Source organism: Parabacteroides goldsteinii (assembly GCF_020091425.1).
Taxonomy (GTDB): Bacteria; Bacteroidota; Bacteroidia; order Bacteroidales; family Tannerellaceae; genus Parabacteroides; species Parabacteroides goldsteinii.
The window spans coordinates 1,855,300-1,869,911 of sequence record NZ_CP081906.1 but is presented as its reverse complement, the minus strand read 5'-3'; the positions used below and the strand labels follow the sequence as shown (position 1 = coordinate 1,869,911).

The window sequence follows — 14,612 nt, the reverse complement described above, 5'->3', positions numbered from 1 at the left end:
CAGCGGTCATCCTGTAACATTTGGACTGATCCTTACATACAAAAGCAAATGTTACAGGAACATCTGAATCCTGAAACGGACGGTGCCAGCCGCAATTGGGCATCTATCCTGAAAATTGTTGATTTCATAAATAGCCATATCCGGCCGACCTCCCATATACTTGACCTGGGATGCGGACCGGGATTATACGCGGAGTTATTTCGTGACCAAGGCCATGAAGTAACAGGCATCGACTTCAACAAAGCCTCTATCGATTACGCCTCCCAACGAAGGAAAGATATCCGGTATATCCAGGATGATTATATTCTCCATTATCCGGCGGGTAACTATGATGCGGTCATGATGATTTATTGTGATATGGGTACCCATTCCGACCAGGAACGCGATACGTTGCTCCACCACATCTTCGACTCACTGACCGAAGGTGGGAAACTTATCTTCGATGTTTTTACCGAAGAGCTTATCAAAGACAAACGGGAAGAAAGAAATTGGGAATACAGTCCATCCGGCGGCTTTTGGAATGACAGCAAATACCTTCTGTTAAGCCAGACATTCCATCATCCGAAAGAGAAGTGCTTCACGTACCAATACAATCTGCTGACAGATGATGAAATAAAGCATTTCATCGTATGGGACCGTTATTATAATGAAGAGGAAATCTGTACATTATTGAAAAATGTAGGATTTAAAAGTTGCTCGGTATATAAAGATATGCTAGATACAAATAATTTCACGTCAAATCATGAGATGTTTGTGGTGACGGAGAAGTAAATATAATATATAACAAAAGATGCTACCTAAAACAGATAGCATCTTTCTATAAATCATGTGAATATTCTATTATTCAAAAACGACTTCGAGTTCATCTACAAATAAAGTACTTCCTGCAGCACCATTAAATGTATCTCCTTTTGCACTGGAAGAACAAATCAGAGCTAACTTATACAGTTTTGTAGCATCATATGTTTTACCTTCCAGATACTTAAATTCAAGACTAAAAGGAGTATATTCCGATTTAGCTGATCCATCAGCCAATTGTGCTATGGCAACGATCTTTTTAGAACCACTGATATCCACCCCTGTCAAAGTTTCACTTTCGCTCGAAACTTCATATAAAACTCCTTTTATACTACATTCGTCTGTCAACTCAGGATGTTCTACAATTTTATCTTTTACAGAACCATCCAAGAACAATTCACCTGGAGTATATTTATAATATCCATTAAAAAATAACGGTTTTTTATCACACATGATTCCGAACTTCGTACTGTTTAACTGATTTGAGAAATCAATTGCAAAACGTCCGGTATATAAAGAACCAGAAGTAAGAGCTGGTGCCATAGATACATCAGCTGTATAAACTGTTACCAGTTTTGCAGCCGTCCCTTTTACTGCATCATCAGTCGGAACAACCGGGAGTTCACCGGTATAACCCAAGAGTGCTAACAGACTAGCTCCGGCAGTACTTGTTGCCCATTTATCATCTGGAGACGGAGTCTTATATGCAGCTTTACCGGTACCTTTATCCAGCCATTCGTCTAACGAATATTGTAATACCTTACCAGCAACAGCAACCGTATAAATCGTTGTTACAATTCCATCTTCCGAAGTGACGGTATAAGTGACCGGTTTAGAAAAATCTTGAGCTACCCCGCTTGCCGGAGTAATCGTTGCTTTATCTGAAATCTTGATGGTAGGAACCAAAGCTGCCAATTCTTCCGCTTTGATCGTATCTGTTACCATAAAAGTAATGCTTGTTCCATCAATAACTGGCTGTGAAACCACTTCTTTACTATCAAAAGTAAACTCCGTAATCTTAGCTTCCGAACTCTGGTCGGCTGCTAATTTCGTTCCTGTAAAGTCTACCTTCACATTGATCGCAGCACCTTCCTGAGTTGCCTTTACATTGATAACCATTTCCAGCTTTTCACCTGTGATCGTACCGCTCATCACCACGTCACAATCGCCGACTACAGGTAAGGATAGCTTTTGTTCGCCATCAAACTGACAAGCGTTATCGCCCTGTTTTTCTACATTACATTTGTCTACGGATATATTTCCGAGCGCCATCGCACCGAAGCTGAAGTTCTTCAGTTCCATCTTGATCAGGTTATCTCCAACCTTTGTCACATACACTTTCTGGGGAAGATCAGTACCTACTTTCGTACCATCCAGGTCTACATCCAGTGTTCCTTTGTATACACCGTCAAATTCTGTTCCGATAGGTTCTACCTTATCGTCATCACTACAAGCCGAAAACAGGCCTAGCATGCAAAGCAGGCCGAAGAAATACATTAATTTTGTTTTCATAAATCTGTTAGTAAACTAATACCTTTTTAATTAGTAAAATAAAGTTTTTTAGCGGTACGAAGATAAGGATAATTTTTTATAAAACGTTTTGTTCTGGAAAGGCATTGACGGATAAATTGATAGGGAGATATTACCCCCCAATAATACCGCCAGTCATGAGGTGTTTGTGATAGAGGAGAAATAATATATGACAAAAAGAGGATGCATCATTGACGCATCCTCTTTTCTCAAACAATATAACTATATCTTGCTTATTAGTTAGCTTTTAAATCTAAACCTAAATCGAACGCTTCTGTAGCATCCCAATTATTACTGATAGCTGGTAACAACATACCTGCCATGGCGGCATCTGGAGGAATAATACCTGCTGTACTCAACATATTCCATAGATTCAGGAAATCAGAAGAATCGTCACGCATTTTCATGATCGGGTCGAATGCATTCTTGTCAAGGTAAATATAAGTATGTCCATTCTCTGTTTTTGTACTCATGGGTATTCCATTAACAGCCCAATCCTGTAATAAAGCAATCGTTTCATCACTGACCGGAATTTCACTTACTTTGAGTAGACCAGCTAATAACTGTTTTAATTGGGCAGGTTCACTTGTCAATACTGTTGTTATGATCTCAGACATTCCATCAGCATTGCTACCCATCGCTTGCCCGATAATATTGCCTAAATCGAGTTTCATATATAGTTTACCATCTTTATGGAACCAATAGGCCAAGTGTTTAGGAGCATCTAACCAATTGGAAGTTGGGATAAGTGCTTCTACAACCTCTTTTGTCGGTGACTGGAAAATCCAATCTGTTTTGAATTCAATTTTTCCCTCTTTTATATATTTAGCTGTGATAGTACCATCTGTACCTAAAGTAACCGAATTTAATACTTGTGGAAGAAGTATCCCGAAAAGACCTCTGAACATGGCTCCGTAAGATGTACCGTAATCAGAAGAAGATGTAACACAAACATAGTTGACGTAACCAGCACCCGCAAGTACAGCGTTTGGATTCTCATATCCGTTATATTCGAGTGGTCCGGTCGTATAATCCGCCAGACTATAAGTTTTCGCCCATCCGTTCGGGTCATTCATTACGACAGTCAATTTCAATGTCATTACTTTCTCTTTGACAGAACCGGCATACTCCACATTAGCATAAGTAGTAGTAGCTGTTCCTGAAAATTCGCTGTTTTTAACCTCGACATTAGAGATTGTAGTTTCATTTTCTCCCGGGATTATATTATTCAGTAAAAGTTTCCCATTGTTACCATTGGTAGCCGAGAAAGTAACTTTCTTTCCGGTTAGAGCCATATCACCATATGAAAGCACTAAATTTTCTCCACTGTAATCACCTACCAACTCTTCCCAGCTGTTGTCAACTATTTCTTCCTCATCGTCACTACATCCTGTAAATAAGCCGATAGAACAAATCAATGCAAATAAATAGACTAATTTTTTACTCATAGTAAATTACGTTTAATATTATTATTAATGTTAATAGGGTGCGAAGATAAGAACATTTTTTTTGTAAACATACCTCTCCTGATAAGTCCTTAAAAATAGAACATTCTTTATTAATAACATCTCCCATAAAGTAGTGTAGAATCACAAAAATGCTATTTATAGCTAAAAAAATATCAGGTTGTTGCAACTAGTTGCAACAACCTGATAGAGATCTTATAGTTATATCGGATTTTAGTTCAAACTTATTTCACTAAATTCAAACCAATTTCTAATTTAGTTGTTTTATTCATTGCTTCGGGGAATGAATCCAAGAGTCCTTTTACAAAAGCTCCCATTCCACCTAAAGCATTATCTTCAATCATACCGGATAGCATAGGAAGCAACGGTACGATTTTATCAACAAGCTCTTTGTCGATATATACTCTTGCCGAATTTCCATCAGAAGCAATTTCGTAATTTACAGGTATTCCATTCTTAACTAATTCTATTAATGGATCAAATGAAGATTGTTCTGATTTTGATCCTGCTATGATCTTTTCCAAATTCAAAAAGACGAGAATCTGAGTCTCAGTTACATTATAGGCTGCGTAACCTTCTTCTGAAGTCTCCCAAGACGGAGTCACTGGTTTATCCAGACTAATTCCACTTTTAGAATAAGATGCTACAATTTGTCCGTTATCCTGAAATGTAACATTTTGAAGTACTTGTCCTAAAACTAAACTTCCTAAAGGACCAGCTAAAGCCGGTATTGATTCTATCGGCAAAAAGCCTCCTAACAAAGTCCCATCCTCGGCTTCCCAAGTCATGAATAGCGGCCCAGAAACAAAACTATCATTTTCGTCTTTCTTTATTTCTGCTAATTTCCATGTTCCAGCAATAGGTGCTGTTATTTTCAATTTAACATCCAGTGTCAAAATTCCAGATTCTACCGACCCTTTTACAGATACTGTACGTAAATCTGTCTTATTTTCACCTTCTAACGCATAGTTTTCTCCTGTTTTAAGCATTTTAGCATCCACTGTAATTTCAGCTTCGCCTGGAATAAGTTTTGTTAAAACGACACTTGCTGACTCTGCAGAATTAGCAATTACTTTTACAGATTGATCTGAAACTTCAGTGCCATCCAAGCTTAACTTAAGTGTCTCTGCAGAATATGTAGCAGAAACAGCTTTCCAACTGTCATCTGTTTTTTCATCATCATCACTACAAGCCGTAAACAGGCTCACAGAGCAGATCAGAGCAAACAAGTACAATAAATTTTTCTTCATTATTTTTTAAGTTTAATATTAATCGGGGGCAAAGATAGTTATTATTCCTTTTCAAAGTTAAGGTCTGTAATAATAATTATGCCGTTCATACTTAGGAAATCACTATTGATTTTTAACACTATGTCCCTGCGTAGGCAAGAAAGTGAAAGTCAAACTGACCAACAAACCTGCCATATATCTTGAAGAAGGTGGCTGCGATCGATCGGAGATTGAGTAAGAAAAGGCAGCTGGAATAAACCAACTGCCTTTTTTCATTCAAAAAATCGTAATGCTATCATTGCTTTTGCAGGATCAAGGTTACATTTACATCATCCGTCTTTTCGAGGATACCCGGAATTTGTGCCATAACAGCCTTGAAATTATCAGGTAATTTTCCCAAAATCAAACCGGACAAATCTTCATCGGTCAGCAAAGCAAACAGTTTTCCCAATACGTCATATCCGAGAGTGACTTGCGCCGTTCCGTTCGAAACGCTGTAACTCAAAGGAACACCGTCTGAAAGGTAAGGAGCGATCAACTTAATCGCCTCCAGGAATTTCAGGATTTCACTGCTACCTATATCCGCTTTAGACTTGTTAGCCTCCACTGTTGCCAGGATCTGGGCAATATTTAATTGCACATACAATTTATTATTTTTGATGTAATACTGTGCCAGGTTAAGCGGGGAAGACTGCCAGTCGGATGCTCCTTTTTTCATATAACGGGCAGTAATGTTTCCGTCTTCTCCGTATGAAATGCTTTTAAGTACTTGATGCAGCATAGGACCTGCAAACTGTCCAATCATAGGTGCAGCCGTCGATACAGGAATCGGGCCGGAGATTCCGGAGATACCTAAACCACTCAGGTCGATCGTTGCGTCGCCTGCCGACCAGACAAGGTTCAACGGCTGCTGTACTGCCAGGTTCCAGTTACCAGTCAGGTCATTCTTCGGCATGGTTACGTTCAGAGAGAGGACCAGCTTGTCTTTTTCCACGCTGCCGGTGTATTTTACTTCACGTCCGTTGCCTGAATCTGTTCCTTCAAACGTATATTTCTCTCCGGATAGAGTCAGGGGGACATTCGATATCGTTGTAATAATTTCTCCCGGAATTACGCCGGGAACCAGATTAGGAATTAATGCGGATTTCGATCCGCCGTTGATAAGTCCGTTAATGACACTCATGTCAAAGGTACCTTTCATCGTGAGTGTAGCCGTCTTACCGTCTTTTGTCTCAAAAGAAATTTCCTTGCCCAACAAAGCGACATCGCTATACTTCAAATCAAGATTTTCACCGGAGTAAGTGGCATTTACTTCCAAGCCATTCGGATCTTTCGAATCATCATCATTGCTACAAGCGGTAAACATATTTAACGTACAAAGCACGGTAAACAAATACAAAAAACTTTTCTTCATAACTCTCTTTTCTTTATAATAAGTTGCACAAAGATAAATGATTTGCTTGTTAGAAAAGGTGTGTTTGATTTAAAATTATCAATCATCTATGCCAATAGAAATAGCTGAACTATAACATTCTCCCCATAAGAGTGGGTGTTTTTCCCCATTGCAATGGGGATTATTCCCCACTACTAGGGGGAAAATTCCCCACATAAACAAAGGTGGGGAATTTCTAAAGGAGAACTTGCCTCGGCTAATAACAGTTTGCTTCCTTTCATTTGTTCTAAAAAAGAAATGCAGAAGACTCAAATATTGTCAGAGTTGAACTATTTTCTTTAATGGGGTTTTACCCCATGCCGCAGGCTCTCTTTTGCCGTCAGTTTCAACTGACGGATAGATAAATCTTCCGGTTTTACCGGATTCCTCTGTGGGTTTCAACCCCTTTATCTGGTATCATATTATGAAAGGGGATAAATCCCACAGAGGAAGAGGCTTTGCCTCCTGTATTTAGAACCGTTGGTTGAAACCAACGGCAAAAGAGAGCCTGCGGCACGAGGCGAGCCTCGTTTAATAAACCTTCTTAAAACCCAAAAAGCGCCGACAATAAATATTGCCAACGCTTTCCGAAAACTTAATCTATATACTAATTACTCTACCACCAACATCTTATCATTGACAGCCACCTTGTCGCCATTCTCTATATAAACTTCTTTCACCACCCCGTCTATCGGGCTGCGTATCTCGTTTTCCATCTTCATGGCAACCAGGACGCAGAGAGGGGTTCCGGCTTTTACTTCGTCGCCGGGTTTTACATTTACTTTCAGGATTACTCCCGGCATCTGGGCGGTGATGACCTGGCGGCCGACAGCTACCGACTGGATACGCGACAGGCGCATCTTCTTCAGTTCGTCGATCACCTGTACCTGGAAGTAGTCGCCTTTGTTCTTTACTTCGTACATGTCGTCACGGATATTGGTGATCTGTACGCCATGCGATTTATGATTCAGGATAATGGAGTGGATACTGTCGCCACCTACATTATAATCGACATCATATATCTTTCCGTTTACGGAAACTTTCTTTACCGGGCCGTCTTCCAGTATCTCCACTTTAAATTCGGTGTCCGGCATATCATTTACTGTTGCAAAATAAGTTGCTAATGCTTTCGGCATAATCTTCTCCTCCCCTTTTTAATAGTTATTGGCAGTCATCTGCAATTTACCGTAATATTTCCATAAGGATTCACCGACCAGCGGAACTGTTGTCATACGGGCAGCAGCCTCTTTCTCCTGTTCAAAATGTTTGATCGCGGCGGCGATAACGGCAACCAGCGGGTCATTATTCTGACGACGTTTCAAATCTTCCTTATCGAACTTGGTGTCGATAAAGGTCGTATCGTAATTCCCTTTCAGGAACGTTTCGTTGTGCAATACACGCTGGTGGAACGGGATAGTCGTTTTAATACCCAGTATCTTGTATTCACGAAGGGCACGGGCCATATTGGATATGGCCGATTCGCGATTACGTCCCCAGGTGCACAGCTTGGCGATCATCGGGTCGTAATGCAGGGAGACTTCAAATCCGGCATAAGCGGCACTGTCCAGGCGGACATTTCGTCCTTCGGGAGCTTCGCGCACTTTAATGATGCCGGGAGAAGGCATGAAATTGTTTTCCGGGTCTTCGGCATAGATACGGCATTCGATGGCGGCACCGCGAAACTCTACATCTTCCTGTTTGTAGGGCAACGGATTTCCGGCGGCAACCAGTATCATATCACGTACCAGGTCGACACCCGTAACCTCTTCCGTCACCGGATGCTCCACTTGCAGGCGGGTATTCATTTCCAGGAAATAGAAGTTCTGATCTTTATCCATCATAAACTCCAATGTTCCGGCACTGTAATAACCGATCTTTTTACAGGCTTCGACTGCCACGGCAAGCATCTTTCTGCGGGTTTCTTCCTTCACGAAAGGCGACGGAGATTCTTCGATCACTTTCTGGTTACGGCGTTGGATGGAACATTCGCGTTCATATAAATGAATCACATTTCCATACTTATCGCCTAAAACCTGTACTTCGATATGGTGCGGATTCTCAATATATTTCTCGATATAAATGGCATCGTTTCCGAACGAATTGCCGGCTTCGGAACGTGACAGGCGGAAGGCTTCTTCCAGCCCTTCTTCATCACGAACCAGACGCATTCCCTTACCTCCACCTCCGGCTAACGCCTTCAGCATAATCGGGTAGCCGACTTCTTTGGCGACCTTACGTACTTCGTCGATATTGTTAACCGGCTCTTCCGTCCCGGGAACAACCGGCACACCGGCTGCTTTCATGATCTTACGAGCTTCCGTCTTGATTCCCATTTTGGCTATCACATCGGCACTCGGACCGATAAAGATGACGCCTTCTTCTTCGCAGCGACGGGCAAAATCAGCATTCTCCGAAAGGAAACCGTAACCCGGATGGATAGCTGCACCCGTTTTTTGGGCAATCGCCAGAATCGCATCGGGTTTGAGGTAAGAAGTATCTGATTCATCTTCAGAGATACAATAGGCTTCTTCGGCATACCGAACATGCAAGGCTCCCCGGTCTACATGGGTGTAAATCGCAACGGTGGGTATATTCATTACGCGGCAGGTACGAAAGATTCGCATCGCAATTTCGCCGCGGTTGGCTACTAGTACTTTCTTAATCATAATCGTTCGCGTATTAAAGTGGTAAATTGGAATGTTTCTTCGGCGGGTTGGACTGCCGTTTGTTGGCAAGCAACTCGAAGCTGCGGATCAGGCGGGCACGGGTTCCCGACGGTTCGATGATTTCGTCTACATACCCCAGTTCGGCTGCCCGGTATGGGTTGGCGAACTTTTCACGGTAATCGTCCTGTAGTTCCTTACGTTTCTTTTCCACATCTTCCGCTTTTTTCAGTTCTTTACGGAAAAGGATATTTACAGCGCCATCCGGTCCCATGACGGCAATCTCGGCGGTCGGGTAAGCGAAATTGATATCGCCGCGGATATGTTTGGAACTCATCACGTCATAGGCACCGCCATAGGCTTTACGGGTAATGACCGTCACTTTCGGCACTGTCGCTTCGCAATAAGCATAGAGCAATTTGGCCCCATGACGGATAATGCCTTCATATTCCTGATTGACGCCCGGAAGGAATCCCGGAACATCCACAAAGGTCAGCAGCGGTATATTGAACGCATCACAGAAACGGACGAAACGGGCGGCTTTTACCGAAGCATTAATATCCAGTGTTCCTGCCAGAGCTGCCGGCTGGTTGGCTACCACACCGATCGTTTTTCCATTCAACCGGATATATCCGATCACAATATTTTTGGCATATTCTTCCTGTACTTCAAAGAAGTTATGATCGTCGGCCACCGATTCGATCAGTTCCTTCATATCATAGGGCTGATTCGGATTGGTCGGGATCAGGTTATTGAGTTGTTCGTCAATGCGGTTGGCACTATCCGTCGTAGGAATGAAAGGCGGTTCCTCCATATTATTGCTGGGGAGGAATGACATGAGTTCACGTATCTTCAGGATACAATCCATATCATTATCGCCGGTGAAATGAGCCACGCCTGAACGGGTGCTATGTACTTCCGAACCTCCCAGGTCCTGCATGGAGACTTCCTCCTGGGTGACACTCTTTACCACTTCCGGCCCGGTAATAAACATATAACTGGAATCTTTCACCATAAAAATAAAATCGGTCAACGCCGGTGAATAGACTGCTCCTCCGGCACACGGTCCCATAATGGCACTGATCTGCGGGATTACCCCCGAAGCCATTGAATTGCGTAAAAAGATTTCGGCATATCCCGCCAACGAACGGACACCTTCCTGGATACGTGCTCCACCGGAATCATTCAGTCCGATAACAGGCGCACCGAGTTGCATCGCCATATCCATGATTTTACAAATCTTCCGGGCATACGTCTCTGAAAGGGCGCCTCCGAAAACGGTAAAATCCTGGGCAAATACAAATACGGTACGTTTACCGATTAAACCATATCCCGTTACAACCCCATCTCCTAACGGGCGTTGTTTTTCGAGACCAAACTCTGTACACCGATGAGTTACAAACTTGTCGACTTCTACAAAGCTACCTTTCTCAAGGAGTAATTCGATTCGCTCGCGGGCTGTTAACTTGCCTGCTGCATGTTGTTTCGCGATACGGTCTTCGCCGCCTCCCAGCTCTGCCTGATGGTTCAGAGCCGCCAATTGTTCAATTTTCTCTTTCATGGCGATGTCGGTTTTTATTGATTTGATGAACTTTAATTCACTTGCTAATCTGTCTTTTGCAAAAATAAGATGAACAGACGGCTTAAACTGTGTGATAAATTACACCGTGAAAACACTTCATGTCTTAATTCCCTTACAATGTAAACATTTGAAACCACGAAACAGTTACGGAAACTGATCGAATTTATCAATGAAAGTATTGATGAAATTTATCCAAGCCGCTTTTAATGCATAAAAAAACCTCCCAACGGCACCCTGTATGCCATTGGGAGGTCTGAAATAAAGTAAAACAACAATCTTTCTAACAGGATTTGCCTGTCATAATATCTAATACCAATTTATCTGTTTCTTCCATTCCGCGGGAACCTATCGCCGTCAGGTTCGAGATCGACTTGTCCACATCTTCGTCGATAATACCTTCTACCGGAGTCACCACCTTATTCTCCATGGCCATCAAGGCTGAGATCATGGCAGTAGAGACACCACTCGACACCTTCAATGCGCAACTCGGTTTTGCCCCGTCGCAGATCATTCCGGTAATATTTCCGATCATATTCTTGATTGCATATGATATTTGCATCTTGCTTCCTCCCATCAGGTAAGTGATGCCGCAACTGGAACCCGTGGCAGCCACAACGCATCCGCATAATGCAGAGAGACGTCCCAGGCTCTGCTTGATATAAATAACCATCAGATGGCTGAGCATCAGGGCACGTATCAACTGCTCTTCCGTACATTTGATATCTTCCGCAAACGAAAGGACCGGCAACGTCGCCGCAATTCCCTGATTACCGCTGCCGGAGTTACTCATAACCGGGATCATCGCCCCGTCCATACGGGCATCGCAGGCGGCAGCTGTCATCACCAACATGTGGGTATAGGCAGAGTCGCCCATATATTTCTTGCCGTATTCGCCGGAAACTGTTTTACTGACGGTATGCCCATAGTGTCCCTGTATGGAAGCCTGGGCGGCTTTCTTATTCAGATCTGCCGTTTCAAGGATAAAACGGATATCATCCAGCGGCATTTCCATCGCAAACTCATATACGGTAGAGAAAGAGAGTTTCATTTCATCTCCGCCGCATGGCTTATCGTCCGTTGCATCCGACTGACGCAGATCGGTCAAAACTTCCCCATTTTTCTCTACATATATAATATGTGTATGTTCATGGCAGATAATAACCCGGGAAGTCTGGTCGCCTGCCGTGCAGATCACTTCGATATATAATTTGTCGACATTTTCCTTCAGGGCAATATGGATGATCTTTTCGTCTATCATGGCTTTTCCGGCCTGTAATGCTTCCGGCGTGATGTCACGCAGCACTTCCAGTTCGTACGAAGATTTACCGATCAGTGTTCCGAGAGCGATCGCGATAGGCAATCCCACCATTCCTGTTCCGGGTATCCCCACTCCCATTGCATTCTTCAGGATATTGGCACTGAGTAATACGTCTATCTTTTCCGGACGTTCGCCCAATACCTCGGCAGCTTTCGCGGCAGCCAAAGCCACAGCAACAGGTTCCGTACAGCCAATAGCGGGGATTACCTCCTGATGGATCAGTGATATGATTTGTGATTTTGTTATATTATCCATGACAGCGATGTTTTATGCGTTAGATTATTCATGTTTCCGGCAAAGGTAATGATTTCTAATTTATGTTATATGTTTTGCTAAATTAAGAATGAAAATAATATCTTCGCACCGCCTAACTCACAGGGTGATAAAGGCTACTAAAGGCTTCTTCAGCATAGAATATCCGGAATTATGGATTCCATTGGTTTTTTGCTTCACCTGCCTGCTTTGTCTGTTCACCGGACGAGTCTTGTATGTGGTCATCGGCAAGTTCCGGCAGAAATGGACCGGCCGGGATACCGACAAGCCGCAACCGCTCCCGGTCCGGTGGGGAAACGGCAAATGGAAACAGGCGACAGATACGGCAGTCGGCCTATGTATGAGTTCGTTTATCATAACCGGATTGCTCTCCATGTCGCCTATCCCGAAATGGCTGGGCGATACTCATACGGCAGCAGAGCAGGACCGACTGCATCCGCCTCTCCTACGGGATAATTTCAGTATGGAACCTTACCTGCTTTTGCAACCGGATGCTTACGGGACATCCGCTAATGACGGGGAAAAGATTTGTATGCTAAAGTTGCGCTCCTATCTGAATAAGCCGCTGGTAGAGATTATACGTCAAAAAGGGAATAATGCCGTGCAGTCTGAATATATTTATGCCGCGAATAACGTTCCGCAACGTTTTATTGTCACACGCCCCGACATCGTGCATTCGCTGCAAAAATTATACGGGCCGAAAATACCGTTGTTACGCATATCGAAGCTGAAAGAGTATGATGAATATTACCAGCCTGAGTCCGAATCGAAAACATTACCCTTGCCGGTATACAAAGTGGAGGTAGACAACAAAACGCAGGATCTTTATTATTTCCCGTCCTCTGCCCCGACTTATTACCACTATAATTCGAACACGAAACTGAGGAAAAAGATATCAGATTTTGCCACGTATTGAATTATAAGTAATTTTGGCTTCGTTTTCTAATCATAACACAAAGAATGAATCAGATATACGAAGAACGGCTGGGAACAGACCGTATGCTACCTCTTATCTTCCGGATGGCACTGCCTGCGATAGTTGCCCAAATGGTAAACCTGCTCTACAATATTGTAGACCGTATTTATATCGGGCATATTCCGGGAATAGGCACACCGGCACTTGCCGGCATCGGGGTAGCCGGTTCGATTATTATCCTGATTTCCGCATTTTCATCCATTGTTGCAGGCGGAGGTGCTCCGCTTGCAGCAATTGCCCTCGGACAGGGAAACCGGCAGCAGGCCGGAAAGATACTTGGGAACGGCTTTATACTATTGCTGATCTTTACCGTGCTGACTTCCACCCTCGCCTATATTTTCATGAAGCCGATCCTGCTGTTCACCGGTGCTTCGGAACAAACACTCGGATACGCCACCGATTATCTTTCTATCTATCTGATCGGTACGTTATTCGTCGAAATATCGGTAGGCTTGAATACCTTCATCAATACGCAAGGACGTCCGGGTATTGCCATGTGGTCGGTAATGATCGGCGCCTTCCTCAATATCATGCTCGATCCGCTTTTCATTTTTGGTTTCAACATGGGAGTAAAAGGAGCGGCATTAGCCACGATTATTTCACAGGCCGGCAGCGCCATCTGGGTGTTGTCTTTTCTGACTTCTTCCCGCGCCTCCCTTCGGCTCGAAAAGCAGTATATGAAACCGGACAGGAAAGTGATCGGGGCGACTCTGGCTTTAGGCATATCGCCTTTTATCATGGCCAGTACGGAAAGCCTGGTAGGTTTTGTGCTGAACGGTATGCTAAAGACATTCGGCGATATTTACGTGAGCGCGTTGACCGTTATGCAAAGTTCGATGCTTTTTGTCAGTGTCCCGTTGACAGGCTTCGCCCTGGGGTTCGTACCTATTGTCAGCTATAATTACGGGCATGGGAATAAAGAAAGGGTAAAAGAATGTTTCAGGATCGTAGTGACTTTCATGTTCCTGTTCAATTTTGTCCTGATGTTGCTGATGATTCTGTTTCCATCCGTCATCGCTTCGGCTTTCACTTCAGATGAAGAGCTAATACAGACTGTGAAGCAGGTTATGCCTGTATTCCTGGCTGGTATGACTATTTTCGGCTTGCAGCGTGCCTGCCAGAATATGTTCGTTGCCCTGGGCCAGGCTAAGATTTCCATCTTTATCGCATTACTCCGCAAAGTTATCCTGCTTGTTCCGTTAGCCTTGATCTTACCGCATTTTATGGGAATGATAGGCGTCTATGCGGCAGAAGGTATTTCCGATGCAACGGCGGCTATCTGCTGTACGATCATTTTCTTTATACAATTTCCGAAGATACTGAACAGGATGACTGGTGTATGATA

General features: G+C 43.4%; 11 protein-coding genes. 3 read left to right on the top strand and 8 right to left on the bottom strand.

Annotated elements, in window-relative coordinates:
* Nucleotides 1-48: 48 nt before the first annotated feature.
* Nucleotides 49-771 carry a class I SAM-dependent methyltransferase gene (locus tag K6V26_RS08725; RefSeq protein ID WP_224265126.1) on the top strand — a complete coding sequence of 241 codons (723 nt, stop codon included), beginning with the start codon at nt 49-51 and terminating at the stop codon, nt 769-771.
* 69 nt (nt 772-840) lie between these two features.
* On the opposite strand, the gene K6V26_RS08720 is transcribed toward K6V26_RS08725, so the two are convergent.
* From K6V26_RS08720 to K6V26_RS08685, 8 genes are all read right to left on the bottom strand, one after another.
* Nucleotides 841-2,310 (bottom strand): PCMD domain-containing protein, encoded by a 1,470-nt coding sequence (locus tag K6V26_RS08720; RefSeq protein ID WP_224265125.1) that lies wholly within the window; start codon nt 2,308-2,310, stop codon nt 841-843.
* Between the two features lie 254 nt (nt 2,311-2,564).
* Nucleotides 2,565-3,776, bottom strand: coding sequence for a DUF4925 domain-containing protein (locus K6V26_RS08715; RefSeq protein ID WP_048315320.1), 1,212 nt, complete (start codon nt 3,774-3,776; stop codon nt 2,565-2,567).
* A 242-nt stretch (nt 3,777-4,018) separates the two neighbouring features.
* Nucleotides 4,019-5,044, bottom strand: coding sequence for a DUF4925 domain-containing protein (locus tag K6V26_RS08710; RefSeq protein WP_046147051.1), 1,026 nt, complete (start codon nt 5,042-5,044; stop codon nt 4,019-4,021).
* A gap of 274 nt (nt 5,045-5,318) precedes the next feature.
* A complete protein-coding gene (locus tag K6V26_RS08705; protein ID WP_224265124.1) occupies nt 5,319-6,437 on the bottom strand; it encodes a DUF4925 domain-containing protein in 1,119 nt (372 codons plus the stop codon).
* Nucleotides 6,438-7,066: 629 nt separating this feature from the next.
* Nucleotides 7,067-7,591, bottom strand: a complete 525-nt coding sequence (locus K6V26_RS08700) for an acetyl-CoA carboxylase biotin carboxyl carrier protein subunit (protein WP_048315321.1) — start codon at nt 7,589-7,591, stop codon at nt 7,067-7,069.
* Nucleotides 7,592-7,609: 18 nt separating this feature from the next.
* The gene (gene accC, locus K6V26_RS08695; protein ID WP_224265123.1) at nt 7,610-9,121 is read right to left on the bottom strand and encodes an acetyl-CoA carboxylase biotin carboxylase subunit; all 1,512 of its coding nucleotides are present in this window, start codon (nt 9,119-9,121) and stop codon (nt 7,610-7,612) included.
* Nucleotides 9,122-9,134: 13 nt separating this feature from the next.
* Nucleotides 9,135-10,679, bottom strand: coding sequence for an acyl-CoA carboxylase subunit beta (locus tag K6V26_RS08690; protein WP_007656513.1), 1,545 nt, complete (start codon nt 10,677-10,679; stop codon nt 9,135-9,137).
* 301 nt (nt 10,680-10,980) lie between these two features.
* The gene (locus tag K6V26_RS08685) at nt 10,981-12,273 is read right to left on the bottom strand and encodes an L-cysteine desulfidase family protein (protein WP_224265122.1); all 1,293 of its coding nucleotides are present in this window, start codon (nt 12,271-12,273) and stop codon (nt 10,981-10,983) included.
* 88 nt (nt 12,274-12,361) lie between these two features.
* Between K6V26_RS08685 and K6V26_RS08680 the strand changes: the two genes are divergently transcribed.
* Both K6V26_RS08680 and K6V26_RS08675 read left to right on the top strand, forming a co-directional pair.
* A complete protein-coding gene (locus tag K6V26_RS08680; RefSeq protein WP_224265121.1) occupies nt 12,362-13,207 on the top strand; it encodes a hypothetical protein in 846 nt (281 codons plus the stop codon).
* Nucleotides 13,208-13,251: 44 nt separating this feature from the next.
* A complete protein-coding gene (locus K6V26_RS08675) occupies nt 13,252-14,610 on the top strand; it encodes an MATE family efflux transporter (RefSeq protein WP_129698176.1) in 1,359 nt (452 codons plus the stop codon).
* The last annotated feature ends 2 nt before the right edge of the window (nt 14,611-14,612 follow it).